Here is a 21840-nt window from a genome sequence, read left to right on the forward strand (position 1 = left end):
CCGGTCACGGGTACGGCCCGGTCCGGCGCGGTGTGCGCCGGGCCGGGCCGTACCCGTGACCGGGTCAGCGGGCGCGGCGGCCCAGGCCCACCGCCACCAGCAGCGCCGCCGCCAGCACGATCGCCGTGTCCAGGACGATCACCGTGCGCACGCCGGACAGCAGGTCCGCGGAGGTCGTGGCGAGGACGCCCAGCAGCGGGATGCCGACGGTGACGCCGACCTGCTGGGTGGAGGTGACCAGGCCGGTCGCCAGGCCCTGCTCCTCGTCGGGGACGCCGGAGGTGACGGTCAGGCCGTAGGAGACGATCGCGCCCAGGTGGAACATGCTGGCCAGCGACACGGCGGCGGTGGCGAGCCACACCGACGGGCCGCCCTCGCCGAGACCGAGCAGGGCGGCGGTCAGCACGCCCTGCCCGGCGAGGGAGCCGACCAGTGTGCGGCGGGCGCCGATGCGGCCGATGACCTTCGGCGCGACGGCGCCGGCCACCACCGACAGCACGCCCTGCACGCCGAAGACCAGGCCGGTGGCGAAGGCCGACAGACGCAGGATCTCCTGGAGGTAGAGGGTCAGCGCGAAGACGACCGTCGACATCATCGAGAAGGTGACCAGGCCGCCGAGGTTGCCCCACGCCACCGTGCGGCGGCGCAGCATCGGCAGGGAGACCAGCGGCGCCTGGCTGCGGGCCTCGACGACCGCGAAGGCGGCGAGGAGCAGGACGCCCGCGACCAGGGTGACGAGGACGTCGGCGCGGCCGAAGCCGTGCTCGGCGGCGGTGGACAGGGCGTAGATCAGGGCGAGCAGGCCGCCGGTGACGGTGATCGCGCCGGGGACGTCCAGGCGCGGGCGGTCGGGGGTGCGGGACTCGGGCAGCAGGCCGGGGGCCAGCGGCAGCACGATCAGCGCGAACAGGGCGAGCAGGCCCATCGTGGAGCGCCAGCCGAGGGTGTCGGTGAGGACGCCGCCGGCCACCATGCCGACGGTGAAGCCGAGGGAGAGCAGCGTGCCGGAGATGCCCAGGGCCCGGTCCCGGGCGGGCCCCTCGGGGAAGGTCGTCGTCAGCAGGGACATGCCGGTCGGTACGATCGCCGCCGCGCCCACGCCCTGGAGGGCACGGGCGGCGAGGAACGACGCCGGGTCCCAGGCGAACGTCGCCAGCACCGATGCCGCGCCGAAGAGGGCGAGGCCGGACAGGAACAGCCTGCGGCGGCCGTACAGGTCCCCCATGCGTCCGAAGAGCAGCAGGAAGCCGCCGGACGGCAGCGCGAACGCGGTCACCGCCCACTGGAGGGCGGAGTGGCCGAGGCCCAGATCGGCGCCGAGGACGGGCAGGGCCACGTTCAGGACGGAGAAGTCGAGGGCGACCATGAACTGGGCCGCGCACAGCACGAACAGGACGAGCTTGTCGCGGGGCGACAGCGGGGCGGCCGGGGCCGGCTTCTTCCGCGTGGGGCTGGGGGTCGGGGTGGAGGTGTCGATCGCCATGGGCATGATGCTCCCGGCGCCGGAATAGCCGTGGGGAGCGGCCAGTTGTGCTGGTGGTGCCACCACCAGGCACGCCGCCGGGCGGGCCGAGAACAGGGGGAGTACGTGCCGGACGTGATCGAGACCGAGGCGGGCCGGAGGCACCGGCGGCGCGAGCTGCGGGAGTTCCTGATGAGCCGCCGGGCCCGGGTGTCACCGGCCGAGGCGGGCCTGCCGGAGGGCGGGGGGCGGCGCCGGACGCCGGGGCTGCGCCGCGAGGAGGTCGCCGTGCTGGCCGGGGTGGGCGCCTCCTGGTACCAGTGGCTGGAGCAGGGCCGGGACATCTCGGTCTCCCCGCAGGTCCTCGACGCCGTCGCCCGGGTGCTGCGGCTGAGCGACGCCGAGCGCCGCCACCTGTACGTCCTGGCCGGGCTGAACCCGCCCCCGCCCGAGGTGGAGCCGGCCCGGCGGGACATGTGCGACGGGCTGCAACGGCTCCTGGACGCCTGGATGCCCTACCCGGCGCACATCATGGACCGCTACTACAACTTCGTGATGTACAACGACGCGGCGGTGACGGTCCTCGGCATGCGCTCCGACGTCACGCACAACTGCCTCCTGGACTTCTTCACCGACCCGCTCTACCGCTCCCGCTCCCGGAACTGGGAGCACAACGCCCGCTCCGTCGTCGCCCAGTTCCGCGCCGCCTGCTCGGCCTGCCCCGGCGACGAGGGGTTCCAGGAGGTGCTGGCGCGGGCGCGGGCGGCCAGCGAGGAGTTCACGCGGCTGTGGGAGGAGCGGGACATCGAGGACCCGGGGCAGATCCGCAAGGAGCTGGACCACCCGCTGGTCGGGCTGCTGTGCGTGGAGGCGACGGCGCTGAAGGTGCCCGTCCGGCCGGACCTGACGATCGTGCTGCACACCCCGCTGGACGAGGCGAACACGGCGGCGAAGCTGGAGTGGCTGGCCTCCCCGGAGGGGCGGCGCGGGGCGATGTACCCCGTGGCGGGATGAGCGGCGGGCCGCTCCGTATGCTCACCTCATGACCGACACCAGCGCGCTCGACCCCGAGGACCGCAAGATCGTCACCCTGGCCCGTTCCGCCCGGGCCCGCAACGGTGTGCCCGAGGGGGCCGCCGTACGGGACGAGACCGGACGGACGTATGTCGCCGGCACCGTCGCCCTGGAATCGTTGCGGCTCAGCGCCCTGCGTACGGCGGTGGCGATGGCGGTGGCGTCCGGGGCGAAGTCGCTGGAGGCGGCGGCCGTGGTGACCGAGGCGGAGTCCGCGCCGGCCGAGGACCTGGCGGCGGTACGGGACCTGGGCGGGCCCGGGACGCCGGTGCTCGTCGCCGCGCCGGACGGCACGGTGCGGGCCACGGTGGACGCCGGCTGAGGAACGCGGCGGCCCCCCGGGTCCCGTCGCGGCGGGGCCCGGGGCCGGTACGGGGGCGCGGTGGTACGGCGGTGCCCTGTGGATCAGGGACAATGGGCGCCATGAGCGTTCGCAGTCAGTCACCCGAGCCGTCGGAAACGTCCGAGGATGGGGGCACGTCCCACGCCCGTCAGGCAGTGGGGGACCACCGGGCGGGCTTCGCCTGTTTCGTGGGCCGTCCCAACGCCGGGAAGTCCACCCTCACGAACGCTCTGGTCGGCCAGAAGGTGGCGATCACCTCGAACCGGCCGCAGACCACCCGGCACACCGTGCGCGGCATCGTGCACCGCCCGGACGCGCAGCTCATCCTGGTGGACACCCCGGGGCTGCACAAGCCGCGCACGCTGCTGGGCGAGCGGCTGAACGACGTCGTGCGCACCACGTGGGCCGAGGTCGACGTGATCGGCTTCTGCCTGCCGGCCAACGAGAAGATCGGCCCCGGCGACCGGTTCATCGCCAAGGAGCTGGCGGGGATCAAGAAGACCCCGAAGGTCGCGATCGTCACCAAGACCGACCTGGTGGACTCCAAGACGCTGGCCGAGCAGCTCATCGCCATCGACCAGCTCGGCCGGGAGCTCGGCATCACCTGGGCGGAGATCGTCCCGGTCTCGGCGACCGCGAACAAGCAGGTCGACCTGCTCGCCGACCTGCTCATCCCGCTGCTGCCGGAGGGGCCCGCGCTCTACCCGGAGGGCGACCTCACCGACGAGCCCGAGCAGGTCATGGTGGCCGAGCTGATCCGGGAGGCCGCGCTGGAGGGCGTGCGCGACGAACTGCCGCACTCCATCGCCGTCGTTGTGGAGGAGATGCTCCCGCGCGAGGACCGCCCCGCCGACAAGCCCCTGCTCGACATCCACGCCAACGTCTTCATCGAGCGGCCCAGCCAGAAGGGCATCATCATCGGCCCCAAGGGGCGGCGCCTGAAGGAGGTCGGCATCAAGTCCCGCAAGCAGATCGAGGCGCTGCTGGGCACGCCGGTCTTCCTGGACCTGCACGTGAAGGTGGCCAAGGACTGGCAGCGGGACCCCAAGCAGCTGCGCCGGCTGGGCTTCTGAGCCACGGGAGCCGCGCCCCGGGCCCGGCTCCCGCACGCCGCGCGGAAGCCGGGGGAGCCGGGGTCAGTCAGGCGCCCTCCTTCAGCACTCTGGAGACCAGCGTGCGCTGTTCCTCCGTCAGTCCGGGATCGGCGGCGTACACCGTGGTGCCGTCCACCGTGATCTCGTAGCCGAACCCGTCCGGCACGCCGACGGGCGGGGCGCCCCGGCCGGCCGCGAGCGCCCGCTCGGCCAGGGCGTGCCACTCGGCGGCGTCGGGGCGCTCCGCGGTGTCCACCTCCGCGTGGCGCTCGATGCCCGCGAAGCCCCCGGTGCGCGTCACCTGAATCCTCATGGGTCGTGTCTAGTACGGAACTACGCCGTCCGCACCCCGACGTGCTCCCACGCCTTGCTCACCGCGTCCAGCTCCTCGCCCTCCCCGTACCGCTCCCGGGCGGCCTTCACGGTCAGCGCGGCGAAGTCCCTGAACCGCGCGTCCTGCTCCAGCTCGCCGCCGGTCAGCACGTCGTACCAGATCTGCCCGGCCCGCTCCCAGGCGTTGCCGCCGAGCACGACGGCCGCCCGGTAGAAGGCGTGGTTGGGGATGCCCGAGTTGATGTGGACGCCGCCGTTGTCGCGGCTGGTGTGGACGTAGTCGTCCATCGTCGCGGGCTGCGGGTCCTTGCCGAGGACGTCGTCGTCGTAGGCCGTGCCGGGCTCCTTCATCGAGCGCAGCGCCTTTCCGGTGACGCGCGGGGCGAGGAGTTCGGCGCCGATCAGCCAGTCGGCCTCGGTGGCGCTCTGGCCGAGGGAGTACTGCTTGACGAGGGAGCCGAAGACGTCCGACACCGACTCGTTGAGGGCGCCGGACTGGCCGTAGTACGTCAGGTTGGCGGTGTACTGGGTGACGCCGTGGGCGAGTTCGTGGCCGATGACGTCGATGGACCGGGTGAAGTCCAGGAAGATCTCCCCGTCCCCGTCGCCGAAGACCATCTGCTCGCCGTCCCAGAAGGCGTTGTTGTACTCGCGGTCGTAGTGGACCGTCGCGTCGAGGGCGAGGCCGGAGCCGTCGATGGAGTCGCGCCGGTACGCCGCCAGGAACAGCTCGAAGGTGGCGCCGAGGCCCGTGTAGGCGCGGTTGACGGTGGCGTCCGCGCTGGGCTCGTCGCCCTCGCCGCGCACCTTGGTGCCGGGCAGGTCGGTGCCGTTCCGGGCGTCGTAGATCGTGCGGTGCGGCTTGCCGGCCGCGGCGCCGGCGCGCGGTGCCACGGCCGCGGCGCCGGCGACCGCGGTCAGGTGGCGCCGGGTGCGGGCCGAGGCGTCGCGCTGGAGGGTGCGGCGGGCGGGATCGGCCAGGCGCGGGTCCTCGTGCTGCGCGAGCTTGTCCAGGACGTGTGGCGGGACGATGGTGCAGAAGACGGGCTGGAAGCCCCCGAAGCTGGTCATGTTCGCACCATCGCACCGTGTGACAGTGTTGTCACCCATTGCAACTTTTTGTAACCATGATTGGTGAAATGCCATGAAGAGAGGGGCCGCTGAGCGCGGAGAAGTGGTATGCGGCACTCTTTGTCCCCGTTGTCTCCCGGGTCCCGCATACTGATACGGACCCGCGCATCCGGTGGGGCTCGGCTAGGCTGCGGAGCATCATGCGTTTCGGGCTGCTTCTCCTTAGCTGCCGCGGCGAGGGCCTGTAACCGAGGCCGGCACCCTCCCCGCGGAGCTTGGCGTTGCGTCGTCGGCCGTCCATCGGACACGCGGACACCGCGGACATCCTGAGGAGCCCACGCGATCATGGTCAATCGCCAGCAGCCCAGTTCCATGCCGATCCACAAGTACCGCGGCTACGAGCAGGTCGACCTCCCCGACCGCACCTGGCCCGACCGGCGCGTCACCGCCGCCCCCCGCTGGCTCTCCACCGACCTGCGCGATGGCAACCAGGCCCTGATCGACCCCATGTCGCCCGCCCGCAAGCGCGCGATGTTCGATCTGCTGGTCAAGATGGGCTACAAGGAGATCGAGGTCGGCTTCCCGGCCTCCGGCCAGACCGACTACGACTTCGTACGGTCCATCATCGAGGACCCCGGCGCCATCCCGGACGACGTGACGATCTCCGTGCTGACCCAGGCCCGGGAGGACCTGATCGAGCGCACGGTGGAGTCCCTGAGGGGCGCCAAGCGCGCCACCGTCCACCTGTACAACGCCACCGCCCCGGTCTTCCGGCGGGTCGTCTTCCGCGGCTCGAAGGACGACATCAAGCAGATCGCCGTGGACGGCACGCGGCTGGTGATGGAGTACGCCGAGAAACTGCTGGGCCCCGAGACGGAGTTCGGGTACCAGTACAGCCCCGAGATCTTCACCGACACCGAGCTGGACTTCGCCCTGGAGGTCTGCGAGGCGGTCATGGACGTCTGGCAGCCCGGCCCGGGCCGCGAGATCATCCTCAACCTGCCCGCCACGGTGGAGCGTTCGACGCCGTCCACGCACGCCGACCGCTTCGAGTGGATGCACCGCAACCTGTCCCGGCGCGAGTACGTCTGCCTCTCCGCGCACCCGCACAACGACCGCGGCACGGCGGTCGCGGCGGCCGAGCTGGCGCTGATGGCCGGGGCCGACCGCGTGGAGGGCTGCCTGTTCGGGCAGGGCGAGCGCACCGGCAACGTCGACCTGGTCACCCTGGGCATGAACCTGTTCTCCCAGGGCGTCGACCCGCAGATCGACTTCTCCGGCATCGACGAGATCCGCCGTACGTGGGAGTACTGCAACCAGATGGAGGTCCACCCGCGCCACCCGTACGTGGGCGACCTGGTCTACACGTCCTTCTCCGGCTCCCACCAGGACGCCATCAAGAAGGGCTTCGACGCGCTGGAGGCCGACGCCAAGGCGCGGGGCAAGACGGTCGACGACATCGAGTGGGCCGTGCCGTACCTGCCCATCGACCCCAAGGACGTCGGCCGGTCCTACGAGGCCGTCATCCGCGTCAACTCGCAGTCCGGCAAGGGCGGTATCGCCTACGTCCTGAAGAACGACCACAAGCTGGACCTGCCGCGCCGGATGCAGATCGAGTTCTCCCGGATCATCCAGGCGAAGACCGACGCCGAGGGCGGCGAGATCACCCCGAAGGACATCTGGGCGGTCTTCCAGGACGAGTACCTGCCCAACCCGGCCAACCCCTGGGGCCGCATCCAGGTCAAGAACGGCCAGACGACGACCGACCGGGACGGCGTGGACACGCTCACCGTGGAGGCGACCGTCGACGGCGTGGACACGGTGCTGACCGGCTCCGGCAACGGCCCGATCTCCGCCTTCTTCGACGCCCTCCAGGCCGTCGGCATCGACGTACGCCTGCTGGACTACCAGGAGCACACGATGAGCGAGGGCGCCCTGGCGCAGGCCGCCTCGTACATCGAGTGCGCCATCGGCGACAAGGTTCTGTGGGGCATCGGAATCGACGCGAACACCACGCGCGCCTCGCTGAAGGCGGTCGTCTCGGCCGTCAACCGGGCGGCGCGCTGACCAGCCGTATCGGTGGTTTGCGGTCCCGTCCGCCCGGAAACGGCGGGCGGGGCCGCGTCATATACCGGCCATCCGCGCCGCGAGGTCACGGAGAGGTCTCGTCCGGGGTACTGACTCCACGTCGGCGATGTGGCTAACATCACGCCATCGCGGCGAGGGTGCCGCGGGGTTACGGAGGTGCGACGTGCTGCCTGGACAGGGACGAGACGGCCGAGCTTCCCGGTATGCCCGCATCCTGGGCACCCGTACCGCGTGGACGCCCATGGGGGACGGTGAGTTCTTCTGCCCCGGCTGCGGGGGCGACCGCAACTACCAGCGCCTCACCGGCCGCCGCCGCTTCACGCTGCTCGGCGTGCCGGTGGTGCCGCGCGGCGAGACCGGACCGGTCGTCGAGTGCGCGGCCTGCGAGGCGCGCTTCGGCACCGAGGTCCTGGACCACCCGACGACCACCCGCTTCTCCGCGATGCTCCGCGACGCCGTCCACACCGTCGCCCTGGCCGTCCTCGCCGCGGGCGGCGCCGGTTCCCGCACGGCGCTGCACACGGCGGCCGTGGCGGTGCGCGCGGCCGGTTTCGAGGACTGCACCGAGGAGCGGCTGCACGCCCTCGTCGAGGCGCTGGAGGCGGACACCGGGCGGTTCTACGAGGAGCCGTGCGTGCCCGGCCTGGCGATAGAGCTGCACGAGGCGCTGGACCCGCTCGCCCCGCACCTCGCCCCCGCCGGCCGGGCCTCGATCCTGCTCACCGGCGCGCGCGTCGCCCTGGCCGACGGCCCCTACACGGCCGCCGAGCGGGACGTCCTGGCGACGGTGGGCGCGGCCCTGACGATCCCCGCCGAGGACGTGACCCGGCTCCTGACGGAGGCGCGTACGCCGTCTTAGGCGAGTCACCGCACCGGCTCCGGGTCAGTCGCAGCGCACGTCCCGGGCGGGCCGCTGGCCGGTGGCCAGGAAGCGGGAGACCACGCGGTCGCCGCACGCGGTGCCGTTGGCCAGGTAGGCGTCGTGGCCGGTCGCGTCGTTGGTGACCATGACCGCGCGCCGGCCGAGCGCCTCGCGGAGCTTCAGGGCCCCGGCGAGCGGGGTGGCCACGTCCCGGGCGTTCTGGACCAGGAGGATGTTGGACGGCCCGCGGCCGGTGATCCGCACGGCCGGCTCCCGGGGCGGGTACGGCCAGGCGGCGCACAGCATCGCGCTGCGCGGCATGCCCGCGGTGAGCGGGTACGTCGCCCGGCTCTCGGCGACGTCCTTCTCGTACGCGGCGGCCGAGGCGGGCCAGGCCACGTCGTTGCAGATGGTCCCGGCGCCCACGGCGGTGACGTTCTGGAGCACGGCCTCGGGCGGGGCGGCCGGGGCGGGCGGCACCGTGCCGTCGCGCGCCGCCCGGATCAGCCTGGCCAGGACCGGGTAGCGGCCGGGCTCGTAGAGGCTCTCCAGCATGGTGTGGCGCAGCACGTTGCCGTTCAGTTCGCCCAGGTGGGCGCCGGGCCAGGGGATCGGTTCCCGGTCGAGGCGGGCGGCCAGGCGCAGGACCAGCGGCCGTACGTCGGCCGCCCGCCGGGCCACCCGGTCCGGGTTGCCGGGCGCCGCCGCCCACGCCGCGAAGTCGGGGAAGGTGTCCTCCACGCCGCGCTCGTGCGCGGCGAGCCAGGCACGGGTGACGCGGGCGGGGTCGGGGTCGTTGTTGCTGTCCAGGACCACCCGGTCGGTGCGGTGCGGGAACAGCTCGCCGTAGACGGCTCCGACGTACGTGCCGTACGACACTCCCCACGCGGAGACGCGGCGCTCGCCGAGCGCGGCCCGCACGCGGTCGATGTCGCGGGCCTCGTTGGCCGTGCTCAGGTGCTTGATCAGCTCGCCGCCGTCGCGGACGCAGGCGTCCGCCATGCGGCGGGCGTCGGCGAGGTTTTCGTCGATCGAGCCGTCCGGGGCAGGCCAGGGCCGCAGCCGGAGGGTGGAGAGGTCTTCGGGTCCCAGCCCGCAGGTGACGGAGGTGGAGGGGGCCATCCCGCGCGGGGCGAAGCCGATCAGGTCGTAGGCGTCCCGGACCTCCTGGGGCAGCTTCTGCCCCTTGCCGGACGGGTCGCCCAGGCTGGAGCCGCCCGGCCCGCCGGGGATGAGGAGGAGCGCGCCCCGCCGGGCGGCGGGCTTCTCGCTCGGGATGCGGGAGACGGCGATGTCGATGCGCGGACCGCCCGGGTCGGCGTAGTCCAGGGGGACCCGGACGGTGGCGCACCGCTGCCGGGGGTCCAGCCCGCTTCCCGCGCACGCCGACCAGGCCAGGGACGGCGTGGCGGTAGCGGAAGGGGCGGCGGAGGCGGTCAGCGGGGTGGACAGGCTCAGGAGGGCGGCGGAGGCGGTGGCGAGGGCGGCGGCCGCTCTGGTCTTCTTCATGTCCAGAGCATCGCCGGGCCCCGCCGCCCGCCCCATCCGGCCAACTGCCTTGTACGTACGGGGGCTTACCCCCGCCTCAGGCGACTCCGGCGGGCGCCCGGGTCACGCGGCGGCGAGCCAGAGGTCCGGCCCGAACACCTCGTAGTGGACGGCCGAGGCGGGCACGCCCCGGCGCAGGAGGTCGCCGCGCGCCGCGCGCATGAACGGCAGCGGGCCGCACAGGTACGCGGTCAGGCCCTCGGGCAGGTCGAGCGCGCCGAGGTCGGCCCGGCCGCGCGCCGCCCCGGGCGCGTCCTCGCCCGGCTCCTCGTACCACAGGTGCAGCCGGGCGTCCGGGAGCGCCTGGACGAGACGGCTCAGCTCCTCGCGGTGGGCGTGGTCGGCGGGGGTGCGGTCGGCGTGCGCCACGATCACCGGGCGGCCGGTGCCCGCACCGGCGAGGTGGTGGAGCATCGACAGCATCGGCGTGACGCCGATCCCGGCGGACGCCAGCAGCAGCGGCCCGTCGCCCTCCGGGAGGACGAGGTCGCCGAACGGGGCGGAGACGGTGAGCACCTCGCCGACGCGGGCGTGCTCGTGCAGCCAGGAGGACACCTCGCCCTCGGGGCCCGCCCCGCCGCGCACCCGCTTGACGGTGACGCGCCACTGCCCGGCGTCCGGGGCGCCGGAGAGGCTGTACTGGCGTATCTGGCGGGCGCCGTCCGGCAGCTCGACCCGGACGCTGACGTACTGGCCGGGACGGAATGAGCCGGCGGGGGCGCCGTCGGCGCGGCGCAGGACGAGGGAGAAGGACTCGGGGGTCTCCTCCCGCCGCTCGACGATCTCCATCCGGCGCCAGGTGACGCCGTCGGCGGCACCGGCCTCCTGGTAGTGCCCGGCCTCCAGGGCGATCAGCGCGTTCGCCATCAGCCAGTAGACCTCGTCCCAGGCGGCGGCCACCTCGGGGGTGACGGCGTCACCGAGGACCTCGACGATGGCGGCGAAGAGGTGCTGGTGGACCAGCTTGTACTGGTCGGCGGTGATGCCGAGCGAGGCGTGTTTGTGGGAGATCCGGGCCAGCATGGCGTCCGGCCGCGCCTCGGGGTGCTCCAGCAGCATGGTCGCGAAGGCGGCGATGGAGCCCGCCAGCGCCTTCTGCTGTTCCCCGTTGGCCTGGTTGCCGCGGTTGAACAGGTCCCTGAGCAGCTCCGGGCGGTCCTCGAAGAGCCTGGTGTAGAACAGCTCGGTGATCTCGCCGATGGCGGCGCCGACGGCGGGCAGGGTGGCTCGGACGACCGGGACGGACTGCTCGGAGAGCACGGTGACTCCTTAATTGGTATCCAAGATTCGTATTTAACGGTGTGCCGGGCGGGCCCGGACGGGCGGCCGGTTCAGCCGGGACGGGCGGACAGCCCGAGGAGGACGGGCCCGGTGGGGGAGGCCACCAGATCGTCGACCGTGAGGGGGTCGAGCGCGGAGTAGAACGCCTCCTGCGCGTCGCGCAGCGCCCGGCGCAGCCGGCAGGCCCCGCGCAGCGGGCAGGGGGTCTCGCCTTCGCAGGCGACGACCTCGCCGTCGCCCTCCAGCTCTCTGACCAGCCAGCCGACCGACGCCTGGTGGCCCAGGCGGGTCAGCTCCAGCCCTCCGCCGCGCCCTCTGCGGGCCTCCAGCACGCCGAGGTGCTGAAGCCGGGTGATCGCCTTCGCCATGTGGGTGACGGGTACGCCCATGGCCTCCGCCACCTCGCGGGTGGTGGGGGAGTCTCCCTGTCCGGACACCGCGAGCCGCATCACGGCCCGCAGCGCCAGGTCGGTGAACCTCGTCAAGCGCACGCCGGGACCCTAACAAATGCGCATATCGGAATCGTATTTTCCGGGCGCGGGACCGGTGTGGAGTGGGTCACGGGCCGTCAGCCGACGGCCTGAACCGAACGGACGAACGCCGTCCAGGCCGTCGCCCCGACGACGACCACCGGACCACCGGTCACCTTGCTGTCCCGCACGGGGACGACACCGGGGACTCCGTCGGCTACCTCGACGCAGCTGCCGCCCTCACCGTTGCTGTAAGTGCTCTTGCGCCAGCGGGCGGCGCCGGGGAAGTCGTAGGCGACCTCTACGCAGTCCTCCCCGCCGTTGCCACCGCTGTAGGTGCTCTTGCACCAGCGGGCGTTGGTCAGGTCGTACTTGCGCATCGTTCGTAGTCCTTCGCCGCCGACTCGATCAGGGCCAGGGACGCCTCAAGCGACAACGCGGCGGCCCTCAGCAGATCGTAGGACGACCGGGAGCGCTTCACCACCGTCGGCTCATCCAGCAGCCTTCCTGAAAGCACTGCCTCTGTATAGACGGTGGGCGGCGCGTCGTCGAACTCCATGAGCTTCATCAACTTGCCCATCTCAGGGTGTGCGCCCGCCGAGAAGGGTACGACTTGGAGCACAGCCACGCGCTCGCGCATCAGCGTCGCGATGTGGTCCAGTTGGCGGGCCATGACCTCGGGGCCGCCGACGGGGATGCGCAGCACTGTCTCGTGCAGGATCACCCAATACAAGGGGCGTGCAGCGTCTTTGAGTAGTCGTGCTCGGTCCAGACGACCCTTGATCAGCTCCTCGATGTGCTCCTCGCTGGCGAGCGGATTGTTGGCGAGGAACACGGCCCGGGCGTACTCGCGCGTCTGAAGGAGGCCGGGAACGACCGTCGGCGCGTACTCGCAGATCTCCGTCGCCAGCCGCTCCAGTTCCACCACGTGAGCGAAGTACTCCCGGTACGGCTGGTCCTTGATGAGTTTGCGCCACAGCCGCTCGAAAATACCGTCGGTTTGCAGTACCTCGTCGATCCGCTGGGCGATATCGAGCTGCGGTTTTCGAATTGCCTGCTCGAACTGACCGATATACGCACCGGAGACGAAGACCCGGGCCCCCAGTTCGACCTGGGTGAGCCCCGCGTCCTCGCGGCGCCGCTTGAGTTCCGCTCCGAAGAACTCCCAGGCCGCCTGCCGTGATCCGTGCGAACCGTTGGCCATGGCCAACCCCCTTGAACTGCCGCGAGCTTGTAGAGCGTCGACTGCTAGCGAGTGTAGATCTGGGGCATCATGCTGGAGATACAAAGCGTGAAATGAAAGGAAAGAGGAGCCCGTTGAAAGAGCAACATTCTACGCTCTGCGTCGAAGAAGCCGAGGAGGTACTGGAAGAATTGCGGGCGGCGCTCGCCAAGGCCGGAATTACCCTCCCGTCACTCGGGCTCGACCCCGTGAGTCTCGCGCGGCGGACCCCCTGTCCGCTGGTCGAATTGGGCCGCTGTTCCGTGGAGACCGCACGCCGGCTCGCGGCGGTACTCCGGTGAAGCCGCCCGTCGGGTCGTACGTGGTTGACACCCGTACGGGGCGACTTGGGATCGTGATGGGACACGAAGGGCCGTACGTGCAGTTGCGGCCGTACGGCGGCGGCCGGGAGTGGGACGCCGAGCCGGGTGCCGTGCGGCACGCCACCCAGGCGGAGCGGATCAGCGTGGCGACGGCGTACGCGAACGCGCGCAGCCGGGGCGAAGTCCCTTGAAGGGGCGTCGCCGGGACCCGGGCGGTCAGTCCGTTCCGTGCCGGGTTCCGGCCCACAGCAGGCCCAGTACCCCCGCGACCAGAGCGGCGTAGACCGCGCCGACGACCGCCATGCCCGTGGCCGCCGAGCGGAGCCCGGGTCCCGCCGTCGTGAAGAACAGCGTGCCGAGAACCGCGACCCCGAGGGACGCGGCGAACTGCTGGGCGGTGTTGACCACGCCGGACGCCGCCCCTGCCTCCCCGGGACCGACCCCGGCCAGGGCGAAGCCGATGAGGGGAGGCAGCAGCAGGCCGTTGCCGAGGCTGATCACGGCGAAGGCGGCCACCAGGGCGGCGGTCGCCACCCGTTCGCCGTGGACGGCCAGCTGGGCCACCAAGGCGGCGAGCCCCGCCATCGCCAGCGCTCCCCCGGTCGCGGGCACCACCCTGCCGTGACGGGCCGTGAGCCGCCCGCTGAGCAGCGAGGCGGCGCTGAAGAGCGCGGCGGCGGGCAGGAAGACGAGGGCCGCGGTGACGGGGTCCTGGCCCAGCCCGGCCTGGAGAAGGAGGGCGAGGGTGAACATGTAGGCGCCGAAGTACGACTGGAAGAGGGCGACCGCGGCCACGCCCGTCACGAACGGGCGGTCGCGGAACAGCGCCGGGTCCAGCACCGGGGCGCCGCCGCGCCGCCGCGACGCCCGCTGCCCGCGCAGGGTGAGCGCGCCCGCCGGGACGGCCGCCGCCAGGCTCGTCCACGTCCACGCCGGCCAGCCCTGCTCCCGGCCCAGCGACAGGGGGGCGAGGAGCAGGCCGAGGGTCAGCGTCACACCGGCCGCGCCCGCCAGGTCGAAACGGGCCGGTGCGCCCTGCGGCGCGGGCGGCGGCAGGAACCATACGGCGAGGGCGGCGGCCACCGCGCCCACCGGCACGTTCACCAGGAAGACCGCCCGCCAGCCCAAACCCAGCACGTCGGCCTGGAGGAGCAGCCCGCCCAGCAGCTGGCCCGCGACGGCGCCGAGGCCGCCGGCCGCGCTGTACCAGGCGGTGGCCCGGCCCCGGTGGGCGGCGGGGAAGCGGGCGGTGACGAGGGAGAGCACCTGGGGCACCAGCACCGCGGCCGCCAGGCCCTGCGCCAGCCGGGCGGCGACCAGCTCGCCCGGCGAGCGGGCGATCCCGCACAGCAGCGAGGCGAGCGTGAAGGCGGCCATGCCGGTGACGAACATCCGCCGGTAGCCGTACCGGTCGCCCAGGCGCCCGCCGGTCACCAGGCCCGCCGCGTAGGCGAAGGCGTAACCGGAGACGACCAGGGCCAGCGCGCCGTCGCCCGCGCCGAGGCCGGTGCGCAGCGCCTCGGTGGCGATGTTGACGACGAACAGGTCGAAGCTGGCCATGAAGGTGCCGCTCAGCGCGACGGCGAGCATGCGCCATTCGCGGGGGCCGGGGGCGGACGGGGGCGCGGACGGGTCCGCGGGCGCGGTCGCGGACGAGGGCGCGGGGGGCCGGTGTGCCGAGGACGTCATGGTGATCATGGCTATCATCGATATTCGATATCCATCAAGTCCACGTCCACGGGGAGGCGCGGGTAACCTGGCGCCCCATGAAGCTGTCCCAAGGCGTCGAGTGGGCCGTCCACTGCTGCGTCCTGCTGGTCCAGGCCGAGGAGGGCGAGGCCGTCTCGCGCACCACCCTCGCCGGGTACTACGGGCTGCCGGTGGCCTATCTCGCCAAGCACCTGAAGTCCCTGGTGCAGGGGGGCGTCCTGGTCGCCAGCTCCGGACCGCGCGGCGGCTTCCGGCTGGCGCGGCCCGCCGCGGAGATCACCGTGCTCGACATCGTGGAGGCGGTCGAGGGCACCGCCCCGCCGTTCGTGTGCACGGAGATCCGGCAGCGCGGTGCCTGCGCCCTCCCGGCCGACCACTGCGCGGACCCGTGCGGGGTGGCGCGGGTGATGTACGACGCCGACCGCGCCTGGCGGGACTCGCTGCGCGGCGTCACCGTGGCCGGCCTCGCCGGGCGGCTCCCGGCGGGACTGCGCGACCGGGCCCGCTCCTGGCTGCGGGACCCCTCCGCGCCCCTGCCCGCCCACCGGTGAGGGTGAGAACGGAAGGGCGGGCGCGGGGAGGCAGAATGGCCGCATGAGTCTGTTCCGCGACGACGGCATCGTGCTGCGCACCCAGAAGCTGGGCGAGGCGGACCGGATCATCACCCTGCTCACCCGCGGTCACGGCCGGGTACGGGCCGTGGCGCGGGGCGTGCGGCGCACCAAGTCCAAGTTCGGCGCCCGCCTGGAACCCTTCTCCCACGTCGACGTGCAGTTCTTCGCGCGGGGGAGCGAACTGGTGGGGCGCGGACTGCCGCTGTGCACCCAGAGCGAGACCATCGCGCCGTACGGCGGCGGCATCGTGACGGACTACGCCCGCTACACCGCCGGGACCGCCATGCTGGAGACCGCCGAGCGGTTCACCGACCACGAGGGCGAGCCGGCGGTCCAGCAGTACCTGCTGCTCGTCGGCGCGCTGCGCACCCTCGCCCGCGGCGAGCACGCCCCGCATCTGGTCCTCGACGCGTTCCTGCTGCGCTCCCTCGCCGTCAACGGTTACGCGCCGAGTTTCGGCGACTGCGCGAAGTGCGGTATGCCGGGCCCCAACCGGTTCTTCTCGGTCGCCTCCGGCGGCTCGGTCTGCGCCGACTGCCGGGTGCCGGGCAGCGTCGTACCCTCGCCGCGGGCCCTGGAACTCCTCGGCGCACTGCTTACGGGAGACTGGGAGACCGCGGACGCGTGCGAGCCGCGGTACGTCCGGGAGGGCAGCGGGCTGGTCTCCGCGTACCTGCACTGGCACCTGGAGCGCGGTCTGCGCTCACTTCGCTACGTCGAGAAGTAAGCCGAGAAGTAAGCCGAGCAAGAGGGAGACGAGAGACACATGGCCGTACGCGGATTCCTGGGGCGCGAGCGCCGGGAGTACAAGGCGCCGGAACCGCACCCGTCCGGCGCGCGGCCCCCGAGGCTCCCCGGTGAGCTGGTCCCGAACCATGTGGCGATCGTCATGGACGGCAACGGGCGCTGGGCGAAGGAGCGCGGGCTGCCGCGCACCGAGGGGCACAAGGTGGGCGCCGAGCGGGTGCTGGACGTGATCCAGGGCGGGATCGAGATCGGCGTGGGCGCCGTCTCCCTGTACGCCTTCTCCACCGAGAACTGGAAGCGCTCGCCGGACGAGGTCCGCTTCCTGATGAACTTCAACCGCGACTTCATCCGCCAGTCCCGCGACCAGCTCGACGAACTGGGCGTGCGGGTGCGCTGGGTGGGGCGGATGCCGAAGCTGTGGCGGTCGGTGGCCAAGGAGCTCCAGATCGCCCAGGAGCAGACCAAGGGCAACGACCGGCTGACGCTGTACTTCTGCATGAACTACGGCGGCCGGGCCGAGATCGCGGACGCGGCGCGGGCGCTGGCCGAGGACGTGAAGGCGGGCCGGCTCGACCCGTCGAAGGTGACCGAGAAGACCTTCGCCAAGTACCTGTACTACCCGGACATGCCGGACGTGGACCTGTTCCTGCGGCCCAGCGGCGAGCAGCGCACCTCCAACTACCTGCTGTGGCAGAGCGCGTACGCGGAGATGGTCTTCCAGGACGTGCTGTGGCCGGACTTCGACCGCCGGGACCTGTGGCGGGCGTGCCTGGAGTTCGCCTCCCGCGACCGGCGCTTCGGCGGGGCCATACCCAACGAGGAGCTGCTCGCCATGGAGGGCCGCACCGGCGAGTGAAGACACCGGCGGTCGCTGTGGTGACCGCGTGGGTCATGGTGTCCGCGAGGGCTGTGGGGGCCGTGGCGCGGCGCAAGCGGCCGTAGCGATTCCGTGGTCAGGTTGTCGGTGACCCGTTGCCCGGCGGGCCTGCCGCCCCGCCGGGCCGCGTCCTCATACTGGCGCGGTGGACAACGTGAAGTTCCTCCCCGGGCCCGCGATACCGGCGTCCGGCGCCGCCGTCTGGCCGCTGCCGGAGGCCGAGCGGTGGCGCGCGGCACGCCTCCCGGCCGTCTTCGCGCCGGTGCCCGCCGGCTGGATCCTGCTGCCCCTGGTGCTGGCCGCCTCCGTGCTGCTGGCCTGGGCGCAGCCGGCGCAGACCCCGGCCGGCACCGTGTGGGACGGCTACGCCGCTACAGTCCTGCTGTTCTGCGTGCCGTGGTGGTACCGCTCCCTGCCCGGCGCGGCGGCGGTCGCCGCCCCGCTGATCTGCCTCCAGGCGGTGGTCGACCTGGCCCTCCTCGGGCCCGGTGACACGCCGGGCCGGGTGGGCGACGGGCTGGTCATCGGCGTGTCCGGCTACGTCTTCGCGGGCGCGGTCGTCCGGCTGCGGTGCCGCCGGGTGCAGCGGGAGATCGCCCTGGCGGTCGCGGGCGAGACCCGCGCGGAGCTGCCGCCCCGGCTCCCGGCCGCCCACCGCCGCCGGGGCCTGCGCCGAATCCTCACCGGCTCCGTGCTCTGCCTGGGCGCCGCCGCGCTCCTCGCCTGGGGCCTGGCCGCCGACCTCGCGGCCCAGGACGGCCCGCGCCCCTACGACGCCTTCGGGCAGCAGTTCTGCGCACTGGTGCTGCTCGTCCCCGGCAGCACCCTGCTGGGGCGGGGCGTGGCCGCCCGCCGCGCCGCCCGGCGCCTGCACCGGGGGCCGCAGCCGGTGCTGCGGATCGGGCTGCGGGACAGCGGCCCGGTCTCCCGTGGCCGGTGCTGGCTGCTGCCGGACGCCCGGACCACGACCGCCGGCCCGCTGATCGCCTGCCGCCGCCGCTACGACGACGTGGTGCCCGAGGTCAGGACGCTGCTGGGGGGCACGGAGGAACGGCTGCGCGTCGCACACCACGACATCAACCCGTACGCCGAGCCGTTCGAGGCGCTGCTGTACGGGGTGCCCGCCGAGGGAGCGGAAGTGGTGCTGGAGTGGGCGGTGTTCGGACCCACCGGGTCCACCCTGGTGACCGAGGTCATGGCGGCCGTGCTGTGGCAGCCCGCGAGCGGGGGCTACCTGGGGAGCTGGGAGCCGGCCGGGACCTCCTACCGGCTGGAGGCACGCGCCGAGGAGGCCCGCCGCCGCAAGGAACGTCAGGCGTCGGGGTCGTCCGGCTCCTCCGGTTCGTCGAGCTCGTCGAGCGGCGCGGGCGGCTGCGGGTCGAGCTGTTCGAGCTGCGGGAGCGGCTGCGGCGGCTGCGGCGGCGGGGGCTGACCCGCGGCCCGGCGGCGGCCCCCGGTCCGCCGGGCCCGCGCCCGGTGCGTTGGCGGCCGGGCCCGCGCCCGGCGCTCAGGCGTCGCCGGAGGCCGCGCACTCCGCGCAGGTGCCGAAGATCTCCACCGTGTGCGCCACGTTCACATAACCGTGCTCGGCGGCGATGGCCTCGGCCCACTTCTCCACGGCCGGGCCCTCGACCTCGACCGCCTTGCCGCACGAGCGGCACACCAGATGGTGGTGGTGGTCGTCGCTGGAGCAGCGGCGGTAGACCGACTCTCCGTCGGCGGTGCGCAGCACGTCGACCTCGCCGGCGTCGGCGAGGGACTGGAGGGTGCGGTAGACCGTGGTGAGCCCCACCGAATCGCCCTTGTGCTTGAGCATGTCGTGGAGCTCCTGCGCGCTGCGGAACTCGTCCACCTCGGCGAGCGCCGCCGCCACGGCGGCACGCTGCCGGGTGGCGCGGCCCTTCACGGGCGGTCCAGCGGTCGTCACCGGTTGCCTCCTCACGTCTGCTCCTTGCCGGGCCATTGTGCCAGCCCGGTCCGGCAGCGGTCAGACGCCGATGCCGCGACCGGCCCCCCGGCTGGCCGGAATCGCGCACTCCACCGGATCGCCGGAGGGCTGCGCGGCGGCGGCCGCCCGCGCGCGTCGCCGGGCCAGCGGCGCCGCCAGCGCCGTCAGCACGATGAACGCGCCGATGGTCAGGAGCACGATCGTCGCGCCGGGCGGCACGTCCTGGTAGTACGAGGTGACGGTGCCGCCGAGGGTCACGGCCACGCCGACCGCGACGGCGATGGCGAAGGTCGCGGCGAAGCTGCGGCTGAGCTGCTGGGCCGCCGCCACGGGGACGACCATCAGGGCCGACACCAGCAGCAGGCCCACCACGCGCATGGCAACGGTGACCGTGACCGCGGCGGTGACCGCCGTCAGCAGGTTCAGCGCGCGCACCGGCAGCCCGGTGACCCGCGCGAACTCCTCGTCCTGGCTGACCGCGAAGAGCTGGCGGCGCAGGCCCACGGTGACCAGGACCACGAAGGCGGCCAGGGCGCCGATCGCCGTCACATCGGACTCGGAGACCGTCGACAGAGAGCCGAACAGGTACGAGGTGAGGTTCGCGTTCGACCCGGTGGGGGCGAGGTTGATGAACATCACGCCGCCGGCCATGCCGCCGTAGAACAGCATGGCGAGGGCGATGTCACCGCGCGTCTTGCCGTACCAGCGGATCAGTTCCATCAGGACCGCGCCCAGCACGGAGACCAGGGTCGCCATCCACACCGGGGACCAGGACAGCAGGAAGCCGAGGCCGACGCCGGTCATCGCCACGTGGCCGATGCCGTCGCCCATCAGGGCCTGGCGGCGCTGCACGAGGTAGATGCCGACGGCGGGGGCGGTGATGCCGACCAGCACGGCCGCGATGAGCGCCCGCTGCATGAAGGCGTAGTTCAGGATTTCCATGGTGGGGCTTCTCAGCTCAGCAGTCCGGTGCGGACCGGTTCGGCGCCCGCCGGCGCGTGCGGGTGGACGTGGTCGTGGCCGGGCAGCGCGTGCTGGCCGACGGCCTTGGGGGGCGGTCCGTCGTGCAGCACGCAGCCGTCGCGCAGGACGACCGCCCGGTCGATCAGCGGCTCCAGCGGGCCCAGCTCGTGCAGGACCAGCAGGACGGTGGCGCCCCGCGCCACCTGCTCGCGCAGCGTCGCCGCCAGCACCTCCTGGCTGGCCAGGTCGACACCGGCCATCGGCTCGTCCATGATCAGCAGCTCGGGTCCGGCGACGAGCGCGCGGGCGATGAGCACGCGCTGGTGCTGGCCGCCGGAGAGGGCGTTGACCGAGTCCTTGGCCCGGTCGGCCATGCCGACGAGATCCAGGGCACGGTGGACGGCCTCGCGGTCGGCCTTGCGGAAGACGCCGAAGCGGGAGCGGGACAGCCGTCCGGAGGAGACGACCTCCGCCACCGTCGCGGGCACGCCGCCCGCCGCCGTGGTGCGCTGCGGGACGTACCCCACCCGCGCCCAGTCGCGGAACCGGTGCCGCTCGGTGCCGAACAGCTCGATCCGCCCGGCGCTGACCGGCACCTGGCCGATGACGCTGCGCACGGCGGTCGACTTGCCCGAGCCGTTCGCGCCGAGCAGCGCGACGACCTCGCCGCGGCGCACGGTGAGGTCGATGCCGCGCAGCACCGGCCGCGAGCCCAGCTCGGCGCGGACGCCGCGCAGGGATATGACGGGCTCTGTGAGGGGCTCGTCGCTCATGCCGCCCTCCGATGGGTCGATCACTTGGCTCCCAGGGCCTGCTGGAGGGCCTTGAGGTTGGCTTCCATGACCTGGAAGTAGTCGTCGCCGCGGGACTTGTCGGTGATGCCCTCGAGCGGGTCGAGGACGTCCGTCTTCAGCCGCGCGTCCTTGGCGAGGGTCTTCGCGGTCTTGTCGCTGACGAGGGTCTCGTAGAAGACGGTCGAGACGCCGTCGGCCTTCGCCATTGTCGCAAGGTCCTTCACGCGGGCGGCGCTGGGCTCGGACTCGGGGTCGAGGCCGCTGATGGCCTCCTCGGTCAGGCCGTAGCGCTCGGCGAGGTAGCCGAAGGCGGCGTGGGTGGTGATGAAGACCTTGGTGTCGGTGTCCTTCAGCCCGGTCTCGAACTTCGTGTTCAGCTCGCCGAGCCGCTTCACCAGGGCCTCGGTGTTCTTCTTGTAGTCGGCGGCGTGGTCCGGGTCGGCCTTCTCGAACGCCTTGCCGACGCCCTCGGCGACCTCGGCGTACTTCACCGGGTCCAGCCAGACGTGGGGGTCCTTGCCGCCCTCGCCCTCGTGGCTGTGGCTGTGGCCGTGCTCGTCGGCGTGCTCGTCGGCGTGTTCCTCGGCGTGCTCCCCGGCGTGCTCGCCGACCTCGGTGCCGTGCTCCTCCAGCGAGGTGAGCGAGGCGGCGTCGATCTTCGTCTTGATCCCGGACTGAGTGATCGCCTCGTCGACGGAGGGCTGGAGGCCCTTGAGGTAGAGCGCCGCGTCGGACTCCTGGAGCTGCGCGGTCTGCTTGGCGCTGATCTCCAGGTCGTGCGGCTCCTGGCCGGGCTCGGTGAGGCTGGTGACCTTCACGTGGTCGCCGCCGATCTGCTCGGCGAGGAAGGCCATGGGGTAGAACGACGCGACGACGTCGAACTTGTCCGTGTTGCCCGCTGCCGCGGTGTCGGAGGAGCAGGCGGTCAGGGTGCCCAGGCCGAGCGCGGCGGTCGCCGCGAGCGCGATCCCGGGTATCCCGGTCATGCGGTGTCGTCGTACGTTCATGACACTCAT

General features: G+C 72.9%; 23 protein-coding genes and 1 pseudogene. 11 read left to right on the forward strand and 13 right to left on the reverse strand.

The window, feature by feature from the left end; genetic code table 11:
- Window positions 1–67 precede the first annotated feature (67 nt).
- Window positions 68–1483, reverse strand: a pseudogene (locus AB0L74_RS00300) (MFS transporter); the annotation flags it as partial.
- Between the two features lie 105 nt (window positions 1484–1588).
- Between AB0L74_RS00300 and AB0L74_RS00305 the strand changes: the two are divergent.
- From AB0L74_RS00305 to era, 3 genes are all read left to right on the forward strand, one after another.
- Complete coding sequence (locus AB0L74_RS00305) at window positions 1589–2476, forward strand: helix-turn-helix transcriptional regulator (RefSeq protein ID WP_365643652.1); 888 nt, start codon at window positions 1589–1591, stop codon at window positions 2474–2476.
- Between the two features lie 28 nt (window positions 2477–2504).
- Window positions 2505–2858: a cytidine deaminase gene (locus AB0L74_RS00310; protein WP_365643655.1), complete on the forward strand. Its 354-nt coding sequence runs from the start codon at window positions 2505–2507 to the stop codon at window positions 2856–2858.
- A 101-nt stretch (window positions 2859–2959) separates the two neighbouring features.
- Window positions 2960–3952, forward strand: a complete 993-nt coding sequence (era, locus tag AB0L74_RS00315) for a GTPase Era (RefSeq protein ID WP_365643658.1) — start codon at window positions 2960–2962, stop codon at window positions 3950–3952.
- A gap of 67 nt (window positions 3953–4019) precedes the next feature.
- Here the strand turns inward: era and AB0L74_RS00320 are convergent, their stop codons facing one another.
- The gene (locus tag AB0L74_RS00320) at window positions 4020–4286 is read right to left on the reverse strand and encodes a protealysin inhibitor emfourin (protein WP_365643661.1); all 267 of its coding nucleotides are present in this window, start codon (window positions 4284–4286) and stop codon (window positions 4020–4022) included.
- Between the two features lie 20 nt (window positions 4287–4306).
- Window positions 4307–5377 carry a M4 family metallopeptidase gene (locus AB0L74_RS00325; RefSeq protein ID WP_365643664.1) on the reverse strand — a complete coding sequence of 357 codons (1071 nt, stop codon included), beginning with the start codon at window positions 5375–5377 and terminating at the stop codon, window positions 4307–4309.
- A gap of 345 nt (window positions 5378–5722) precedes the next feature.
- Between AB0L74_RS00325 and leuA the strand changes: the two genes are divergently transcribed.
- Window positions 5723–7444, forward strand: coding sequence for a 2-isopropylmalate synthase (leuA, locus tag AB0L74_RS00330; protein ID WP_365643667.1), 1722 nt, complete (start codon window positions 5723–5725; stop codon window positions 7442–7444).
- A 184-nt stretch (window positions 7445–7628) separates the two neighbouring features.
- Window positions 7629–8324, forward strand: coding sequence for a TerB family tellurite resistance protein (locus AB0L74_RS00335; protein WP_365643670.1), 696 nt, complete (start codon window positions 7629–7631; stop codon window positions 8322–8324).
- Window positions 8325–8348: 24 nt separating this feature from the next.
- Here the strand turns inward: AB0L74_RS00335 and AB0L74_RS00340 are convergent, their stop codons facing one another.
- The 5 genes from AB0L74_RS00340 to AB0L74_RS00360 form a co-directional block, all read right to left on the reverse strand.
- A complete protein-coding gene (locus tag AB0L74_RS00340) occupies window positions 8349–9836 on the reverse strand; it encodes an alpha/beta fold hydrolase (protein WP_365643673.1) in 1488 nt (495 codons plus the stop codon).
- A 102-nt stretch (window positions 9837–9938) separates the two neighbouring features.
- A complete protein-coding gene (locus AB0L74_RS00345; protein WP_365643676.1) occupies window positions 9939–11135 on the reverse strand; it encodes a globin domain-containing protein in 1197 nt (398 codons plus the stop codon).
- 71 nt (window positions 11136–11206) lie between these two features.
- Window positions 11207–11647: a nitric oxide-sensing transcriptional repressor NsrR gene (nsrR, locus tag AB0L74_RS00350; protein WP_365643679.1), complete on the reverse strand. Its 441-nt coding sequence runs from the start codon at window positions 11645–11647 to the stop codon at window positions 11207–11209.
- A gap of 77 nt (window positions 11648–11724) precedes the next feature.
- Complete coding sequence (locus tag AB0L74_RS00355) at window positions 11725–12006, reverse strand: DUF397 domain-containing protein (protein WP_365643682.1); 282 nt, start codon at window positions 12004–12006, stop codon at window positions 11725–11727.
- Complete coding sequence (locus AB0L74_RS00360; RefSeq protein WP_365643685.1) at window positions 11988–12830, reverse strand: helix-turn-helix transcriptional regulator; 843 nt, start codon at window positions 12828–12830, stop codon at window positions 11988–11990. Before AB0L74_RS00360 ends, AB0L74_RS00355 begins: the two co-directional genes overlap by 19 nt.
- A 113-nt stretch (window positions 12831–12943) precedes the next feature.
- On the opposite strand from AB0L74_RS00360, the gene AB0L74_RS00365 reads away from it, so the two are divergent.
- Both AB0L74_RS00365 and AB0L74_RS00370 read left to right on the forward strand, forming a co-directional pair.
- Window positions 12944–13150: a hypothetical protein gene (locus tag AB0L74_RS00365; protein WP_365643688.1), complete on the forward strand. Its 207-nt coding sequence runs from the start codon at window positions 12944–12946 to the stop codon at window positions 13148–13150.
- A complete protein-coding gene (locus AB0L74_RS00370; RefSeq protein WP_365643691.1) occupies window positions 13147–13362 on the forward strand; it encodes a hypothetical protein in 216 nt (71 codons plus the stop codon). Before AB0L74_RS00365 ends, AB0L74_RS00370 begins: the two co-directional genes overlap by 4 nt.
- A 25-nt stretch (window positions 13363–13387) precedes the next feature.
- On the opposite strand, the gene AB0L74_RS00375 is transcribed toward AB0L74_RS00370, so the two are convergent.
- The gene (locus AB0L74_RS00375) at window positions 13388–14869 is read right to left on the reverse strand and encodes an MFS transporter (RefSeq protein WP_365643694.1); all 1482 of its coding nucleotides are present in this window, start codon (window positions 14867–14869) and stop codon (window positions 13388–13390) included.
- A gap of 68 nt (window positions 14870–14937) precedes the next feature.
- Here AB0L74_RS00375 and AB0L74_RS00380 point away from each other — a divergent pair, with 68 nt between their 5' ends.
- From AB0L74_RS00380 to AB0L74_RS00395, 4 genes are all read left to right on the forward strand, one after another.
- On the forward strand, window positions 14938–15432 hold the full coding sequence (locus AB0L74_RS00380) for an Rrf2 family transcriptional regulator (protein ID WP_365643697.1): 495 nt from the start codon (window positions 14938–14940) through the stop codon (window positions 15430–15432).
- Window positions 15433–15475: 43 nt separating this feature from the next.
- Window positions 15476–16222, forward strand: coding sequence for a DNA repair protein RecO (gene recO, locus AB0L74_RS00385; protein WP_365643700.1), 747 nt, complete (start codon window positions 15476–15478; stop codon window positions 16220–16222).
- 39 nt (window positions 16223–16261) lie between these two features.
- A complete protein-coding gene (locus tag AB0L74_RS00390) occupies window positions 16262–17098 on the forward strand; it encodes an isoprenyl transferase (protein WP_365643703.1) in 837 nt (278 codons plus the stop codon).
- A gap of 166 nt (window positions 17099–17264) precedes the next feature.
- On the forward strand, window positions 17265–18551 hold the full coding sequence (locus tag AB0L74_RS00395; protein ID WP_365643706.1) for a hypothetical protein: 1287 nt from the start codon (window positions 17265–17267) through the stop codon (window positions 18549–18551).
- Window positions 18552–18626: 75 nt separating this feature from the next.
- Here the strand turns inward: AB0L74_RS00395 and AB0L74_RS00400 are convergent, their stop codons facing one another.
- Genes AB0L74_RS00400 through AB0L74_RS00415 form a run of 4 tightly spaced genes read right to left on the reverse strand, consistent with a single transcriptional unit; the run spans window position 18627 to window position 21831 of the window.
- Complete coding sequence (locus AB0L74_RS00400; protein ID WP_365643709.1) at window positions 18627–19046, reverse strand: transcriptional repressor; 420 nt, start codon at window positions 19044–19046, stop codon at window positions 18627–18629.
- A gap of 60 nt (window positions 19047–19106) precedes the next feature.
- Window positions 19107–20009 (reverse strand): metal ABC transporter permease, encoded by a 903-nt coding sequence (locus AB0L74_RS00405; RefSeq protein ID WP_365643712.1) that lies wholly within the window; start codon window positions 20007–20009, stop codon window positions 19107–19109.
- Window positions 20010–20020: 11 nt separating this feature from the next.
- Window positions 20021–20803 (reverse strand): metal ABC transporter ATP-binding protein, encoded by a 783-nt coding sequence (locus AB0L74_RS00410; protein WP_365643715.1) that lies wholly within the window; start codon window positions 20801–20803, stop codon window positions 20021–20023.
- A gap of 20 nt (window positions 20804–20823) precedes the next feature.
- Window positions 20824–21831, reverse strand: coding sequence for a zinc ABC transporter substrate-binding protein (locus AB0L74_RS00415; protein ID WP_365643718.1), 1008 nt, complete (start codon window positions 21829–21831; stop codon window positions 20824–20826).
- Between the last annotated feature and the right edge of the window lie 9 nt (window positions 21832–21840).

This window comes from Streptomyces sp. NPDC052020 (assembly GCF_040680575.1).
Classification (GTDB): Bacteria; Actinomycetota; Actinomycetes; order Streptomycetales; family Streptomycetaceae; genus Streptomyces.